The sequence below is a fragment of the Hymenobacter nivis genome (genome assembly GCF_006439025.1).
GTDB classification, from domain to species: Bacteria; Bacteroidota; Bacteroidia; order Cytophagales; family Hymenobacteraceae; genus Hymenobacter; species Hymenobacter nivis_A.
In genome coordinates, this window is sequence record NZ_RCYZ01000007.1 from 89,485 (window position 1) to 105,138 (window position 15,654).

Here is a 15,654-nt window from a genome sequence, read left to right on the forward strand (position 1 = left end):
CTAAGGCTGCGCTAGGTTTGCGTGAGCACAGTTTTGAAGCCGGCCAGGCGGCCGTTGGCGTCGCGCCCCAGCGCATAGGCGCGGATCTGGGGCTCCTCTCCCACCAGGTACACCTGCGGGCCGTCGAGCTCCTGCTTGAGGAACAATTGCAGCGCCTTGTAGCGGTTGGCCTGGGCCGGGTCGTGCAGCACGCCGTTGTCGGCGGTGTGCTGGCTCAGGAAATCGGTTAGCTCCTTGGTTTTCACCGCCGTGCCGGCCGGCTCGCCCAGCGCCTTCAGCAGCGCGGCGGGCGCCAGGGCCCCGGCCGGGGCGGCGTAGCTCACGGGCTCCAGCGGCGCGTCCGACTCCGACACGAACCGCAGGCCGGCGCACATTTTCTGCAGCTGTTGCACCGTGGGGTCGTCGGTGGCGGGCGCGGGGGCCCGGGCGGCCTCGGCCTCGGCCAGGCCGCTGCCGCCATCCACTTTCGCGGCAATGGCGGCGGCCAATTCCCGCATCCGGTCGTCGGCCACCTTGATTTTGGGGTTGGCGAAGTTCATGTCCGCCACCTTGTTCATCGGAATCAGGTGGATGTGCGCGTGGGGCACCTCCAACCCAATGACGGCCACGCCGATGCGCTTGCACGGCACCGCCGCCGCCACGCCCTTGGCCACGCGCTGCGCAAACACGTGCAGGGCCGCCAGCGCGGCGGGCTCCATGTCAAAAATGTAGTCGATTTCCTGCTTGGGCACCACCAGCGTGTGGCCCTCCACCAAGGGCGTGATGTCGAGGAATGCCAAGTGCTGGCCGTCCTCGGCCACTTTATAGGCGGGCAGCTCGCCCGAGATGATGCGCGAGAAAATGGAAGGCATTGGGCTGGTTATAGTTGTCAGTTGTTCGTTGTCAGTTGTTAGGAAAAGGGCTAAAGAAACGGGGGCCCTATTTCTGACGCAAATAAAGGCGGAATGCCGCACTGGGCCCCGGACGCAAAAAGGGCGGGCCCTGCGGCTCCGCCCTTTTCCTAACAACTGACAACGAACAGCTGACAACTAGAAGAACCTACCGGCTAATCTCCAGCACTTCAAATTGCAGCTTGCCGGCCGGCACCGTGATTTCGGCCACGTCGCCTACCGATTTGCCCAGCAGGCCCTTGCCGATGGGCGATTTCACGGAGATTTTGCCGGTGGCCAAGTTGGCCTCCTCCTCTGCCACGAGGGTGTAGTTCAGCACGGCGTTATTCTTGGTGTTCTTCAGCTTCACCTTGCTCATGATGAGCACTTTGCTGAGGTCCATGTTGGTTTCGTCGAGCTCGCGGGCGTTGCCCACGACTTCCTCCAGCTTCGATATTTTCAGTTCCAGCAGGCCCTGCGCGTCCTTGGCGGCGTCGTACTCGGCGTTCTCGCTCAGGTCGCCTTTGTCGCGGGCCTCGCGCAGGTCTTCGGCGGCCTTGGCGCGGCCTTTCACTTTCAGGTCTTGCAGTTCGTCTTTCAGTTTTTGCAGGCCTTCGGGGGAATAATAATTGATGGTGGCCATGAGGTAGCGGGAAGAGTTACAGGTTGGCTAAAAAGCAAGGAGAACGGCTGGCGCGCGGCCAACCGTTCTCCCTGCGTTAGGTTCGGGGCAAAGATACAACAAACCGTTTTACTCCCTAGCGCCCCCACCAGCGGCGGCCAAAAATGCCGCTAGCTTACCCACCAGCACCTCGTTGATGCGCTGGTAGCTCTGGTGCGTCCAGCCCCCAATATGGGGCGTTAGCAACACATTATCAGCGCTTTTTAGAAACTCGTAGCGCGCCGCCTGGGGCCCCGAGAGCGTGGCCAGCCGCTCGTTTTCGAGCACGTCGAGCGCCGCCCCGTACAACCGCCCATCCTGCAAACCATCCACCAGCGCGGCGTGGTCGAGCACCTCGCCGCGGGCCGTATTCAGCAGCCACAGCGGGCGCTGGAAATCGGCCAAAAAGTTGTGATTTACGAAGTGGTGGTTGGCCTCGGAGTACGGAATGTGCAGGCTGAGCACGTCGGCGCGGGCCTGCAATTCGGCCAGCGGCACCAGCGCGGCGTGGGCGTCGGGCGCCACGGTCGGGTCGTGGTCGTGGGCCAGCACGGTACACCCGAAGGCCCCCAGCCGCCGCGCAAACGCCCGCCCCATGTGCCCGTAGCCGAGCAGGCCGATGGTCTTACCTCCTATTTCCTCGCCGCGGTTGGCCTCGCGCCGCCACTCGCCGCGGCGCACCTCGCCATCGGCCCGCACAATGTGCCGAAACAGTGCCAGCAGCAGCCCGGTGGCAAACTCGCCCACTGCGTCGCGGTTGCCCTCGGGGGCGTTGAGCAGCGTCACGCCCGCCGCCGCCATCGCCGCCTCGTCAATGTTATCCACGCCCGCGCCGGCCCGGGCCACGTAGCGCAGCTGGGGGCCCTGGGCCAGCAGCGCGGCCGTCACGCGCAACTTGCTGCGCACCACCAGCCCATCGTAGAGCTTGGCCGCCAGGGCCCCGGGTACCTCAGCAGCCGTCAGCTCGGGCCGGTAATCGGCCGTCACGCCGATGCCGGCCAGCATTGGCAGCAGCGAGGGGTGCATTTCATCAACGACAAGGCAGGTGCTTATCATCCGCTTTTTATTAAACTAGGATTGAATTGGAGTAAAGTGTCGCCGTCTATTTCTCGTTTAAAGTTCTGGAACTCATGCTTAGTCATAGGGCCCCTAACATTAGCTCGGGCTTCTACTTGATTTACCGCATTGGTCATGAGTGCAATATAAAATTGAGGCGACATGCCGGCTACCCGCAGAATAATACATTTCTCGTTGAAACCGGCTTCCACTATTGGATGCTTGATAATAGCTTCACCTAACCCGCGCCCGTTTGTTTCCTCATCAAAGTATAGCTCCCATTCGTCCAAGCTGGGCTCAATCCTGCTCAAATAATAACGACCTGTCAATTGATGCGTGTCGTATTCATCACCCCAAAAGCAGCTCGTTAATAGCAGCGGCAATAAAAACAGGCAAGCCAGAATTTTGATAGCTTTCACACTTTTCATCTTGGTCTGCCGCCTCACTGCGCCGCTTCCAGCAGCTTCGTGAGCCCCACAAACTCGGCCACGCCCAGTTGCTCGGCGCGCTTGTCGAAGATTTCGCCAGCCATGGCTTCGGCCGAGAGGCCCAGGGGCTTGAGGGCGTTGCGCAGTGTTTTGCGGCGGGTGGAAAAGGCTTGCTTCACGACGCGGAAAAATAATTTCTCGTCGCAGCCCAGGTGCTCGGTGGCGTTGCGGGTGAGGCGCACCACGGCCGACTCGACCTTGGGCGGCGGGATGAACACGTGGGGCGGCACCGTGAACAAGTACTCGATGGTGTAGAAGGCTTGCATCAGCACGCTCAGAATGCCATAGGTTTTCGAGCCGGGCGGCTCGGCCAGGCGCTCGGCCACTTCTTTTTGAATCATGCCTACCACCTCGCGCACCTGCTGCCGGTGGGCCAGCACTTGGAAGAAAATCTGGCTGCTGATGTTATAAGGAAAATTGCCGATGATGGCCAGCGGCTGCCCCGGAAATAGGGCCCCAATGTCCTGCTTCAGGAAATCGGTGGCGAAGATGCGCGGGGCCAGCGCCGGGTACGTGGCCTCCAGGTACACCACCGATTCGCGGTCAATTTCCACCACGCTGGTCGTAAATGCGGCATCTTGCAGCAAAAATTGCGTGAGTACGCCCGTGCCAGGGCCTATTTCGAGCACTTCGTGCACGCCGTCGGGCCGGCGAAGGGCCCCCACAATGCGGCGGGCGATGTTGGGGTCGGCGAGGAAATGCTGGCCGAGGTGTTTCTTGGGTTTGACGGGGGAGTGCATGCGGGGCCCCGGCGCGGCGGAAGGGCCCGCCGGGGCCCCAAAGGTAGCCCCCGGGGCCCCGCGGCGGGGCCCCGGGGCCGCGCAAACCCGCTTTCTTTCCTACCTTGGCCCCTTATTAGGCCATCGCGGCCGGGGTCCTTGCCGGCCCGCCCGGTGTTTCCCGTCGGATTTAATTGATTTTTGAGCTTTGGCCAACACTAACAAGCGGATATCCATCGCCGAACTCGCCGCGCAGTTGGGCCTGTCCACGTCCACCGTTTCGCGCGGCCTCAGCGACCACCCCAGCATCAGCGAGGCCACCAAGGCGCGCGTGCGCCAGCTGGCTCAGGAACTGAACTACCTGCCCAATAGCCTCGCCGCCGCCCTACGCAAGGGGCGCAGCAACACGGTGGGCGTTATTGTGCCGCACATCAACGGCTACTTCTTTCCGGCCGTGATGAACGGCATCGAGAAAATTGCCAGCCGCGCCGGCTTCAACGTGATGATGTGCCAGTCGAACGAGGACATCCGCCGCGAGCGCCAGAACGTGGAGGCCCTGCTGGCCTCGCAGGTCGAGGGCATCCTGGTATCGGTATCTAAGGGCACCGACCTCGACCTCAACCACTTCCGCCAGGTACAGCAGCAGGGCACGCCGCTGATTTTCTTCGACCGCATGCCCGACCTGCCCGGCAGCACGGCCGTGGTACTCGACGATCACCTCGGGGCCTACGACGCCGTGACGCACCTCATCCGGCAGGGTTGCCGGCGCATTGCCCACTTCGCCGGGCCCCAGCACCTCAACACCAGCCGCAACCGCCTGCTGGGCTACCAGGCCGCTTTGGAGGCTCATGGCCTGCCCTTCGACGAGCGCCTGGTGTACTCGCTGCCGCGCTCCAACCAGGAGTCGGGCCGCGACGGCATGGACTACCTCATGGGCCTGGCCGACCGGCCCGATGCCGTGTTTGCCGCCTACGCCTTTCCCGCCGTGGGGGCCCTGGAAGTGCTTGAAAGCCACGGCCTGCACGTGCCGAAGGACTTCGCCATTGCTTGCTTCAGCAACGAGCCCTTCACCACCATGACGCACCCGCGCCTGACGGCCGTGGACCAACGCGGCGAGCAAATGGGCGAAACCGCCGTGAACCTGCTCCTGCAAATCCTCAAGCGCACCCCCAACTATTCGCCCCCGCGCATCGTGCTCAAGCCCCAGCTCATGCTGCGCGAGTCGTCGCTCTTCGGCCAGGAAGACCCAGTGGTGCAGCGCGAATTTTAGGGCCCCCAGGGCCCTAAACGGCGTAAGTAGAACATCAGAGCGCCGCCGAAGCATGACGCCAGCAGAGAAGCCGCCGTGGGGCCCCACGGCGGCTTCTCTCTTTTACAGCGCCTTGGTGAAACTGACCTTTATCTTCACTTGGAAATCGGCAATGACCTTAAAGATTTCCTTCAGCGTCACTTGCTCTACCTGGGTTAATTCTTTGGGGTCGAGGTAGTTGGTGGCGGGCATCAGGTCGTCGATGAGCTGGCGGGCCTGTTTTTTCAGGCGCATGCCCATTAGGTAGTAGTAGGCTTGCAGCAGCTCCTGGTACTCTTTTTCGGTGAACACGCCGCGGGCGCGCAGCTGGGCCAGCCGGGCCCCGGTGTTGGTTTGGAACACCTGGTGGCGCAGGGCGTATACGCGCACCAGGTCCACAATGGGCGTCATGGTTTTCTTGAGGTCGAACACCTTCTGGTCGCCCTGGGCGAAGGTGCGGAAGTTGCGGAAAAACGTGAGCGGCGGCTCGTATTGCAGGGCGTTGGTGGCCATGTAGTGCAGGAAGCGGTCGAGGGGCCGGGCCAACTCGGTGCGGATGAAGGCGCGCAGCTCATCCATGATTTCGGGCTCGCCGTACAGAAACCGGCAGTCGAAAAACGTCGAAAACTGCATGGCCGCCTCGGGGTTCGAGTTGTCGATCCACTCGTGGTAGTTGCGCTTCCAGTGCGAGAGCGAGTGCGTCCAGCGCGGGTTTTGGGCAATGAAGCCGCCCGTGCACAGGCTCAGCCCAATCTCATCGAGGCGGTCGGACACGGTGCTGGCGAAGCGCAGGAAGTACTCGCGCACCACCTCGCGCTGCTCGTTGGCCTTGTCCTCGTACACAATGGCGTTGTCCTGGTCCGTGAGCAGGGTTTGCTCCTGCCGGCCCTCGCTGCCCAGTACCATGAACACGAACTTGGCCGGCGCGGGGCCCATCTCGGCCAGCACGCCCTCAATCACTTTTAGGGCAATGGTATCAGCCACCGTCGTGATGACCTGGTTCACCAGCTCGGCCTTCACGCCGCGGCTCAGCAGCTGGTTCACAATTTCGGGCACCTTGCGCCAGCGCAGCCGCAGCTCGCGCGGCGACTGGGCCAATTTCACGGCCTGAATGAACATGAACGGCGACTGCGCCAAGTCGCTCAGCAGCTTGTTGCGGCTGAGGAACCCCACAAACTCGCCGTCCTTCTCAATGAGAAGGTAGCGCGTTTTGGTCTGGAACATCAGCAAAATGGCCTCGTGCACGAAGGCGTCGCTGGCGATGGACACAATGGGCGTGGCCAGGATGTCGGCCACCGGGCGGCGGGCGTCCAGGCACTTGGCCACCACGGCGTCGCGCAACACAATGTCCGTCACGTAGCCCACAATGGGGCCCCCGGGGTCGCGCACGAACAGGCAGCTCACCTTGCCCCGGGCCATGCGCTGGGCCGCCTCGAAGATGGGCGTGGCGCCGGTGCACTCCACCAAATCGCGCGTTTCGAGGGTTTCAATTTTGCGCGAGTACAGCTGGTCGGCGGCGATGAAGTTTTCCTCCGGCGCGGCCGTGGGGCGGATGAAGTGGGCGTACTCCTCGTTCAGCATCCGCTCGCCGTAGCGGGTGGTGAAGAACTGAAAGAAGTCCTTGTAGGCCAGGCACAGGGCCCTAAAATCGCGCCGGTGCAGGAAGTACACCCGCGTGCCCTTGCGCGCCACCACCGTGCGGATGGAGCGCTTCTTGTTGAGCAAGATGGACATGCCGCCGTAGCAGGCCCCCGGGCCGTACTCCTCGGGCAGGCGCTTGTGCTGCTCGCTGTCGTAAAAAAACGTTTCGTAGCCGCCGGCCACCAGCAGGTCCACGCCGCGCAGCTTGGTCACATCCTGCTTGTAAATCAGGGTTTCCTTGGCGTATTCCACCTCCTGGAGCAGGTCGGCCACGCCGGCCAGCACCTCGGTGGGCAGCGCGTCGAAGGGCGGCACGGTTTGTAAAAAAGCGAGGCGATTATCCATAGTAATAGTATAGCCAGATAAGAAAAAGCAACAGCAGCGCGCCCGCCGCCCCGGCCACCCGCCGCCCCCGGGGCCCCAGCCACTCGAAGGGCCCCGCCGCCACGGGCTCGGCCAGCGGCGCTTGCTCCGCCAGGCTGGCCTCGGTGAGGTAGCCGGTGCGCAAGAGCTCAAAAAAGCACTCGGCGGTGGCCTCGGCGTCGGTTTGGGCGTCGTGGTGGCGGTCCAGGTGCTCGTGGAACAGGTATTCGTAGAGCTCGTTCAGGCGCAGCAGCCGGCGGCCGGGCGGGGGGGCCAGCGCCCGGGCCAGGGGCCCGGTGGGCAGCATGGTGCAGAACGTGGGCAGCCCAGGCAGCGGGTTGGGCAGCCCGGCCCGGTGAAAGCCGGCGCCCAGCATATGAAAGTCGAGCTGCACAAAATGGCCCACCACCAGCGGCTGGTACTGCGCAAGGTCGGCCGCCAGGGCCCCCAGCACGGGCGCCAGTTCCTGGCCCTCGGCCGCCAAAAACTCGGTGCTCAGGCCGTGGATGGCCTGGGCCGTGGGCTGCATGGTGCCGGCGGGCACGCGCAGGTAGTGGTTCGCAGTTTTCACCAGGGCCCCGGCGCGGGTGTACACCACCCAGGCCAACTGGGCCAGGTGGGGCCAGGCTGCATCGTCGGCGTAGGGGCGCCGCCAGCCGGCGGGCAGGCCGGTGGTTTCGGTGTCGACGAAGAGCAGGTAGTCTTGCACCGGGCGGGCGAAAATGGGGAGCGAATGGCGCAAAGCTAGGGGCCCCGGCGAGCAAAACTTGGGCACGGGGCCCCCACTTGCGCGGCTTCTTGCGTAAACAAGGCGGTGGTTTCGCAAAGAAAGCCCACCTTCGCACCCGCATCCTTGCTCATTTCCCTTCGCCATGAACCCACTCGTTGCCATCCGTCCCCTCGACCAAAGCATCTGGCTCGACTTCATTCGCCGCAAAATTCTGATCAACGGCGAGTTGCAGAAGCTCATCACCGACGACCAGCTGCGCGGCGTCACGTCCAACCCCGCCATTTTTGAAAAAGCCATCGGCGGCAGCGACGACTACGACAACGCCATCAAGGCCCTGGCCCTGCAAGGCAAGTCGACTAACGACATTTACGAAGAGCTGGCCATTGCCGACGTGCAGGCCGCCTGCGACCTGTTCCGGCCCCTGTACGACGACGCGGCCAACGCCGGCGACGGCTACGTGAGCCTCGAAGTATCGCCCAAGCTGGTGAACGACACCGAGGGCACCATCGCCGAGGGCCTGCGCTTCTGGAAAGCCGTGGACCGGCCCAACGTGATGATTAAGGTGCCCGCCACGTTGGAGGGCCTGCCCGCCATCCGCAAGCTCATTTCGGAAGGCGTGAACGTGAACGTGACGCTGATTTTCAGCGTGGAGCGCTACAAGGCCGTGGCCGAAGCCTTCATCGCCGGCCTCGAAGACCGGGTGCAAGCCGGCAACTCCATTGAGCGCATCGACTCGGTGGCCAGCTTCTTCCTCAGCCGCATCGACGTGCTGATTGACCCGCAGCTGGAGAAAATGGTGGCCGCCGGTGGCGAGCAGGCCAAGATTGCCGAGCCCCTGGTGGGCGAGGTGGCCGTAGCCAGCGCCAAGCAGGCGTACCAGGACTACAAAAAGATTTTCGCCGGCCCGCGCTGGGAGGCCCTCAAGGCCAAAGGCGCCGAATCGCAGCGCTTGCTGTGGGCCAGCACGGGCAACAAAAACCCGAAGTACGACGACCTGAAGTACGTGGACGGCCTCATCGGGCCCCACACCGTGAACACCATTCCGCTGGAAACGCTGAACCTGTTCCGCGAGAAAGGCAAGCCCGCCGTGCGCCTGGAGGACAACCTCGACCAGGTGGCCGATGTGCTGAAGGCGCTGCCCACCGTGGGCCTCGACCTCGAAGCCCTGGCCCACGAGCTGGAGGTGGACGGCGCCAAGAAATTCAACGAGCCCTTCGGCAAGCTGATGGACTCGCTGGACAAGAAGCGCGTGGCCGCCCTGGCCGAAACCACGGCCCCCGCCACGCTGGCCCTGGGCCAGTACCAGGCCGCGGTAGACGCTAAGCTGCAAGAATTTAACAACGCCCAGTTCACCCAAGGCTTCTGGAACACGGACGCCGCGCTGTGGACCGACGATGCGGAGGCCCAGCAGAGCATCCGCGACTTCACGGGCTGGCTGCGGGTAGCCGAAACAATGGTGGCCGCCATGCCTAAGCTCGACACGTTCGTGAACGACGTCATCGGCCACGGCTTCAAGCACGTGCTCGTGATGGGCATGGGCGGCAGCTCGATGGCCCCCATCGTGTTCCAAAAGTCGTTCCCGCAGGGCGAGAAAGGCCTGCCCATTTCCATCCTCGACACCACCGACCCCGGCACGGTGCAGCACTTTGCCGACACGCTGCCGCTGGCCGACACGTTGTTCATCGTGGCCAGCAAGTCGGGCACTACGGCCGAGCCGCTGGCCTTCGGCGATTTCTTCTACGACAAGGTGAAGGCCCTCAAGGGCGACAAGGCCGGCGAGAACTTCGTGGCCATCACCGATCCGGGCTCGAAGTTCATTGCCACGGCCAACTCGCTGGGCTACCGCCACGTGTTCCTCAACTTTGAGTCGGTGGGCGGCCGCTTCTCGGCCCTCACCTACTTCGGCCTCGTGCCGGCTGCCTTGTACGGCCTGAACGTGGGCGAAATCTTGGAGCGCGCCATCCGTATGATGCGCGCCTGCGGCGCCTACGGCCCCGTGGACCACAACCCCGGCCTGGAGCTGGGCACGGCCCTGGGCGTGCTGGCCACGCAGGGCCGCGATAAGCTGACGCTGGTCACGCCGCCGTCGCTGAGCGACCTGGGCCTGTGGCTGGAGCAGCTCACGGCCGAGAGCACCGGCAAGCACGGCAAGGGCATTCTGCCCGTGGCCGGCGAGCCCGTTGGGGCCCCGGACGTGTATGGCCACGACCGGGTGTTCGTGTACGTGGGCTACGAGAGCGAGGAAGACGCCGACAACAAAGCCAAATTGGGGGCCCTGGAAGCCGCCGGCCACCCGGTCATCCGCATTTCGCTGAAGGATGCGCTGGACCTGGGCCAGGAGTTTTTCCGCTGGGAAATGGCTATTTCGGTGGTAGGCGCCGTGCTGCGCATCAACCCCTTCGACCAGCCCAACGTGCAGGAAAGCAAGTCGGCCACCGACCGCCTGATGAAGGTAGTGGCCGAAGAAGGCCACCTGCCCGCGCAGGAAAAAGCGCTGGAAGCCAACGGCCTCGCCTACTATGGCGTGCCCAAAGCCTCGGATGCGAAGCAATTGCTCGCTGATTTCTTCGGCCAGGCCAAGGAGGGCGACTTCGTGTCCATTCAAGCGTACCTCACCGAATCGCCGGAGCTGAACGCGGCCTTCAACAAGCTGCGTACTAGCCTGATGGAGCGCCTGCACGCGGCCACCACGTTCGGCTACGGGCCGCGCTTCTTGCACTCCACCGGCCAGTACCACAAGGGGGGCCCCAACACCGGCCTGTTCTTGCAACTGACGGCTGACCACAACCCCGACCTGCCGCTGCCGGGCCGCTCCTACACCTTCGGCACCCTCGAAAACGCCCAGGCGCAGGGCGACTTGGAGGCCCTGCAGAAGTACGAGCGCCGGGCCCTGCACGTGCACCTCGGCGCCGATGCGCTGCAAGGCGTGCAAGCCATCCAGGAGGCTTTTGACGCCCAGGCCTAGCCGCCACTGCCCTGAAAAGGCCCGCCGCGCAACGCACGGCGGGCCTTTTTGCTAAGTTTGTGGTCCTATCAGATTCCGCCTTTCCCCCTCGTTTATGCTTCCCCAACTTGCCCACGCGGCCACGACGCCGGCCCAGGCCACCCAGGTTTTTTTGCTGCCCCACGGCACCACTGCCCTGCCCGCCGCGGCGGCCGGCGACCTGCCCGCCGCGGCCCGCGCCTACGTCGAAGCCGCCTTGGCTGACCACCAGAAACTCGTTCACCTCAACCACTTCAGCCACCAGCACTACTACGTGGTGCTAGCCGACAAGCCCACCGCCGACCAGGTGCTGGAAGCCCTGCGCCGCAGCGGCCACCAGCTCCACGGCCTGCTGAAGGCCGAGAAAGTGGCCGAAGTGTTCATCCAAAACCTCGCCGGTGAGCCCGCCGGGGCCCTGGCGCTGGCCGAAGGCCTGGCCCTGACGGCGTACCAATTTGAGGGGTACAAAACCGACGAGAAATCGCGCAAAGCTCCGGTCCTGACCACCATTACGCTCGTGGGCGACGCGGCCACAGAAGCGCAGGTGCGCGAATTAGAACACGTACTGCAAGGCGTGGCCCTGGCCCGCGACCTGGTGAACGCGCCCGTCAACAAGCTCAACGCCGAGCAGTTTGCAGAGCGCATGGCTGCCGCCGGCGACGAGGCCGGCTACACCACCGACATCCTCGACCTGGCCCGCATCGAGGCCCTGCGCATGGGCGGCCTGCTGGCCGTGAACCTGGGCTCACCCGAGCCGCCCACGTTCAGCATCATGGAGTGGAAGCCTGCCAACGCGCAGAACGCCAAGCCCTACGTGCTGGTGGGCAAAGGCGTGGTGTTCGACACCGGGGGCCTCAGCCTCAAGCCCACGCCGAATAGCATGGACATGATGAAGTGCGACATGGCTGGCGGCGCGGCTGTGGCCGGCACGCTCTACGCGCTGGCTAAAAACCAGGTGCCACTGCACGTCATCGGCCTGGTGCCCGCCACCGACAACCGCCCCGGGGGCCTGGCTTTCGTGCCCGGCGACGTCATCACAATGCACAGCGGCCTGACGGTGGAAGTCAAAAATACCGACGCCGAAGGCCGCCTGCTGCTGGCCGACGCCCTCAGCTTCGCCAAGAAATACGACCCCGAGCTGGTGATTGACCTGGCCACCCTCACCGGGGCCGCCGTGCGCGCCATCGGCACCGAGGGCAGCGCCGTGCTGGGCACCGCTGGGGCCCCCACCGTGCAGCAATTGCACGCCGCCGGCCACCGCACGCACGAGCGCCTGGTCGAATTTCCGCTCTGGGACGAATACGCCGACCACATGAAGTCCGATATTGCTGACCTAAGTAACTTGGGCAAGGGCGAGGCGGGCCACATCTCGGCCGCCAAGTTCCTGGAGCGCTTCGCCGAGGGCTACCCGTGGCTCCACCTCGACATTGCCGGCCCCGCCTTCCTGACGGCCCCCGACAACTACCGCGGCAAGGGCGGCACCGGCGTCGGCGTGCGGTTGCTCTACGAATTTCTAACCAAGCAGCTGGCCGATTAGCTTCGCTGGGGCCCCCACTTGCTACACCGGCGAAGGCAGCATCTTTCCCGGCCAGTACCCACTGCACCAACGCAGGAAAATACTTCCTGCATCGGCACGATAACCCGCAACTACAATGCCCAGATCCCTTCCCCGCCTCGGTTTTTCCGTGGGCGACCTCGCCGGCATCGGCCCCGAAGTCATTTACAAAACGCTGCTCGACGAGCGGGTGCTGAAGCTATGCACCCCGGTGGTGTACGGCACGGCCACGGCCCTGTTCGACGAGTTTCCGGTGGCCAAAGACGCCGAGCCGCTGGCCTTCCGGCAGCTGCGTGACGCCGCCGACATTGCCCCCGGCCGCCTGAACGCCGTGACCTGCTGGGACGAGGATTTCCACTTGGCCCCTGGCCAGCCCTCGGCCGCGACTGGCCAGGCCGCCCGCGAGAGCCTGCTTGCCGCCAGCCGCGACCTCAAGGCCGGCCTACTCGACGGCCTCGTGACGGCCCCCATCAGCAAGGACAACACCCAGGGCCCCGATTTCCGCTACCCCGGCCACACCGAGTTTCTCACCGCCTATTTTGGGGCCCCCGAGAGCCTGATGCTGCTGGCCGACGACGAGTCGGGCCTGCGCGTGGCCACCGCCACCGGCCACGTGGCCCTGCGCGACGTGCCCGCCCGCCTCACCCCCGACCTGCTGCGCACCAAAATCAAGCTGCTGCTCAAGTCATTGAAAACAGATTTTGGCATTGACAAGCCCCGCGTGGCCGTGCTGGGCCTCAACCCCCACGCTGGCGAAAACGGCCTGCTCGGCGGGGAGGAAATGGCAGTGGTCGAGCCCGTGCTCAAGCAGTTTCTGCACGATGGCCACTTGGTATTCGGCCCCTACCCGGCCGACGGCTACTTCGGTACCGGGCAGTTCCGGCAGTTCGACGCTACCCTATCTCTCTACCACGACCAGGGGCTGATTCCATTTAAGCTGCTGGCCTTCGAGCGGGGCGTCAACTTCACGGCCGGCCTGCCGGTAGTGCGCACCTCGCCCGACCACGGCACGGCTTACGGCATTGCCGGCCAGTACCAGGCCGATGCCTCGTCGTTCCGGGCCGCCGTGTTCATGGCCGCCGACATCTGGCGGCAGCGCCAAGAAGCCGCCGCGCCCCGTAGCGCCCGGTAAGCCACTGGCAAGCAAACGCTGGGGGCCCAAAATGGTGCAGAATACTTGCCTACTCATTGAATTTTCGTACTTTTGCACCCTGCTAGTGCGCACGCCGTGAAAAAAGAAAGCCAATACGACTTGAATCTGGTGAAGCTGGGCCCCAAAACGGTTCGCTTCGACTACGAGCTGGGGCCCGATTTCTTCGCCCTCTTCGAAACCCCGCTCGTGGAGCAGGGCCAGCTGCACGCCGAGGTGGAAGCCACGCGCACCGAGCGCCTGCTCACGCTCAACTTCCACATCACCGGCACCGTGGGCCTCACCTGCGACCGCAGCCTCGACGAGTACGACCAGCCGCTGGACCTTGAGGAAACGCTGCTGGTACGCTTCGGCGACGAAAGCAAAGAACTGGACGACAACGTGCTGCAAATCACGCCCGACACCCAGGTACTGCCCCTCGCCCAGCACCTCTACGACTACATTGGCCTGGCGCTGCCCATGAAACGGTTGCACCCGCGCTTCCAAAACGAGCCCGACGACCAGCCCGACGCACCCACTAAGCACATTTTTTCGACCAGCCGCGACCAGGACGACTCCGATGATGACGAGCCGGCCGACCCGCGCTGGGCCGCCCTCCGCAACCTAAACTAACCCCGTTGATTTCATAGGCTGGCCCGGGGAGGTCAGTCCGCCCGCTGGCGCCGGCGTGTTATCAATTCGTTCCCCATGCAGCCTCCGTCGGCCGCGCCCTTTATTCAAAATCTCCACTTTCAACGCTCCCTGACTCATGGCCCATCCTAAGCGCCGCACCTCTTCTTCCGTCCGCGACAAACGCCGCAGCCACCACAAGCTGACCCCTAAAGCCGTGACCCTGTGCTCGAACACCGGCGAACTGCACCTGCGCCACAAGGCCTACGTGGTAGACGGCGACCTGTACCTGCACGGCAAAGTTGCTATTAAGAACTTCAGCAAAGTAGCCGCCGCGGCCGCACCCGATACCGACGAGGAATAGCCCGCGAAGTCGTTACTTCGCGGCACCGGAGGCATTCCGGGCCGGCCCTCCTCCCCGGACGGGGGCCGGTTCGGAATGCTTTTTTGTGGGAACCCTATCCGCTGACCTAATTACTCGTTCATGAAAATTGCCCTGGACGCCATGGGCGGCGATTTCGCCCCCCAGGCTGCCGTCGCGGGGGCCCTGCTGGCCGCCGAACGGCTCGCCGGCAAAGCCACCATCGTTTTAATTGGCCAGGAAGACGCGGTGCGGCCCTTGCTGCCCACCACCGGCTTTGCGCCGGATGCATTTGAGTTTGTGCCCGCCTCGCAGGTTATAGAGATGGGCGAACATCCTACCAAAGCCTTCCAGCATAAGCAGGACTCCAGCATTGCCGTAGGCTACCGCCTGTTGCACAGCGGCGAGGTCGATGCTTTTTGCTCGGCCGGCAGCACCGGGGCCATGCTTGTGGGAGCCATGTTCACCGTGAAAACGGTGCCGGGCGTGTTGCGGCCGGCCATCGCCAACTTCGTACCGAAGCTCAACAGCGAGTTTGGCATCCTGCTCGACGTGGGGGCCAACGCCGAGTGCAAGCCCGAAATGCTGGAGCAGTTCGGCGAGCTCGGCTCGCTCTACGCCCAGTACGTGCTGGGCATTGCCCACCCCCGGGTAGGCCTGATGAACCTCGGCGAGGAAGAAGGCAAGGGCACGGCCCTCACCCAGGCGGCCCACCAACTGCTAAAGGTGAATCCACACATCGACTTCGTGGGCAACCTCGAAGGCCGCGACCTGTTCAACGACAAGGCCCACGTGGTGGTGTGCGACGGCTTCACGGGCAACATCCTGCTGAAAATGGCCGAGTCGGTGTACGAAATCCTGGCCGAAAAAAACATGCACGACCCGTTCTTCGACCGTTTCAACTACGAGGCCATCGGGGGCTCGCCCATCCTAGGCATCAACGACAACGCCATTATTGGCCACGGGCGCAGCACGCCCATGGCCATCGGCAACATGCTGGTGCAGGGCTATAACATGGCTGCCTCCGGCATTGTCGACCAAATTAAAGCTACTTTTAAGTCCTGACCGGGGGCCGCGGCCCCCTGCTGAAAAATCCGGCCCCGGCCGGATTTTTTGGTAATAAGCCGATTAGGGCCGCGCCGGGGGCCCCGGCCCGGCCCGTCGTCCTCGTTTCTCCCGTC

The 15,654-nt window shown here is 64.0% G+C and carries 14 protein-coding genes; 7 read left to right on the top strand and 7 right to left on the bottom strand.

The features are described from left to right. Nucleotides 1-11: 11 nt before the first annotated feature. The 5 genes from EAH73_RS24000 to rsmA all read right to left on the bottom strand — a co-directional run bounded on the left by EAH73_RS24000 (nucleotide 12) and on the right by rsmA (nucleotide 3,814). A complete protein-coding gene (locus tag EAH73_RS24000) occupies nucleotides 12-851 on the bottom strand; it encodes a nuclease A inhibitor family protein (RefSeq protein ID WP_140468451.1) in 840 nt (279 codons plus the stop codon). Nucleotides 852-1,038: 187 nt separating this feature from the next. Beyond that, nucleotides 1,039-1,512 carry a transcription elongation factor GreA gene (greA, locus tag EAH73_RS16320; RefSeq protein ID WP_068232258.1) on the bottom strand — a complete coding sequence of 158 codons (474 nt, stop codon included), beginning with the start codon at nucleotides 1,510-1,512 and terminating at the stop codon, nucleotides 1,039-1,041. Between the two features lie 108 nt (nucleotides 1,513-1,620). Next, a complete protein-coding gene (locus EAH73_RS16325) occupies nucleotides 1,621-2,586 on the bottom strand; it encodes an NAD(P)-dependent oxidoreductase (RefSeq protein WP_317129392.1) in 966 nt (321 codons plus the stop codon). Next, nucleotides 2,583-3,005, bottom strand: coding sequence for a hypothetical protein (locus EAH73_RS16330; RefSeq protein ID WP_140468453.1), 423 nt, complete (start codon nucleotides 3,003-3,005; stop codon nucleotides 2,583-2,585). Before EAH73_RS16330 ends, EAH73_RS16325 begins: the two co-directional genes overlap by 4 nt. A 23-nt stretch (nucleotides 3,006-3,028) precedes the next feature. Next, complete coding sequence (gene rsmA, locus EAH73_RS16335) at nucleotides 3,029-3,814, bottom strand: 16S rRNA (adenine(1518)-N(6)/adenine(1519)-N(6))-dimethyltransferase RsmA (protein ID WP_140468455.1); 786 nt, start codon at nucleotides 3,812-3,814, stop codon at nucleotides 3,029-3,031. 187 nt (nucleotides 3,815-4,001) lie between these two features. Between rsmA and EAH73_RS16340 the strand changes: the two genes are divergently transcribed. Continuing rightward, entirely contained in the window at nucleotides 4,002-5,063 is a 1,062-nt protein-coding gene (locus EAH73_RS16340) for a LacI family DNA-binding transcriptional regulator (protein ID WP_140468457.1), read from the top strand. Between the two features lie 102 nt (nucleotides 5,064-5,165). Here the strand turns inward: EAH73_RS16340 and EAH73_RS16345 are convergent, their stop codons facing one another. Together EAH73_RS16345 and EAH73_RS16350 are read right to left on the bottom strand one after the other, a co-directional pair. After that, nucleotides 5,166-7,067, bottom strand: coding sequence for a DUF294 nucleotidyltransferase-like domain-containing protein (locus tag EAH73_RS16345; RefSeq protein ID WP_140468459.1), 1,902 nt, complete (start codon nucleotides 7,065-7,067; stop codon nucleotides 5,166-5,168). Next, nucleotides 7,060-7,827: a 3'-5' exonuclease gene (locus tag EAH73_RS16350; RefSeq protein ID WP_161599579.1), complete on the bottom strand. Its 768-nt coding sequence runs from the start codon at nucleotides 7,825-7,827 to the stop codon at nucleotides 7,060-7,062. Before EAH73_RS16350 ends, EAH73_RS16345 begins: the two co-directional genes overlap by 8 nt. A gap of 130 nt (nucleotides 7,828-7,957) precedes the next feature. On the opposite strand from EAH73_RS16350, the gene EAH73_RS16355 reads away from it, so the two are divergent. From EAH73_RS16355 to plsX, 6 genes are all read left to right on the top strand, one after another. Beyond that, nucleotides 7,958-10,780 carry a bifunctional transaldolase/phosoglucose isomerase gene (locus EAH73_RS16355; RefSeq protein ID WP_140468462.1) on the top strand — a complete coding sequence of 941 codons (2,823 nt, stop codon included), beginning with the start codon at nucleotides 7,958-7,960 and terminating at the stop codon, nucleotides 10,778-10,780. Nucleotides 10,781-10,874: 94 nt separating this feature from the next. After that, the gene (locus tag EAH73_RS16360; protein ID WP_140468464.1) at nucleotides 10,875-12,335 is read left to right on the top strand and encodes a leucyl aminopeptidase family protein; all 1,461 of its coding nucleotides are present in this window, start codon (nucleotides 10,875-10,877) and stop codon (nucleotides 12,333-12,335) included. 115 nt (nucleotides 12,336-12,450) lie between these two features. Continuing rightward, on the top strand, nucleotides 12,451-13,485 hold the full coding sequence (gene pdxA / locus EAH73_RS16365; RefSeq protein ID WP_140468466.1) for a 4-hydroxythreonine-4-phosphate dehydrogenase PdxA: 1,035 nt from the start codon (nucleotides 12,451-12,453) through the stop codon (nucleotides 13,483-13,485). Nucleotides 13,486-13,581: 96 nt separating this feature from the next. Continuing rightward, nucleotides 13,582-14,115: a YceD family protein gene (locus tag EAH73_RS16370; RefSeq protein WP_140468468.1), complete on the top strand. Its 534-nt coding sequence runs from the start codon at nucleotides 13,582-13,584 to the stop codon at nucleotides 14,113-14,115. Nucleotides 14,116-14,251: 136 nt separating this feature from the next. Beyond that, on the top strand, nucleotides 14,252-14,476 hold the full coding sequence (gene rpmF / locus EAH73_RS16375; RefSeq protein ID WP_068232288.1) for a 50S ribosomal protein L32: 225 nt from the start codon (nucleotides 14,252-14,254) through the stop codon (nucleotides 14,474-14,476). A gap of 120 nt (nucleotides 14,477-14,596) precedes the next feature. Then, nucleotides 14,597-15,538 carry a phosphate acyltransferase PlsX gene (plsX, locus tag EAH73_RS16380; RefSeq protein ID WP_140468470.1) on the top strand — a complete coding sequence of 314 codons (942 nt, stop codon included), beginning with the start codon at nucleotides 14,597-14,599 and terminating at the stop codon, nucleotides 15,536-15,538. Nucleotides 15,539-15,654 lie beyond the last annotated feature (116 nt).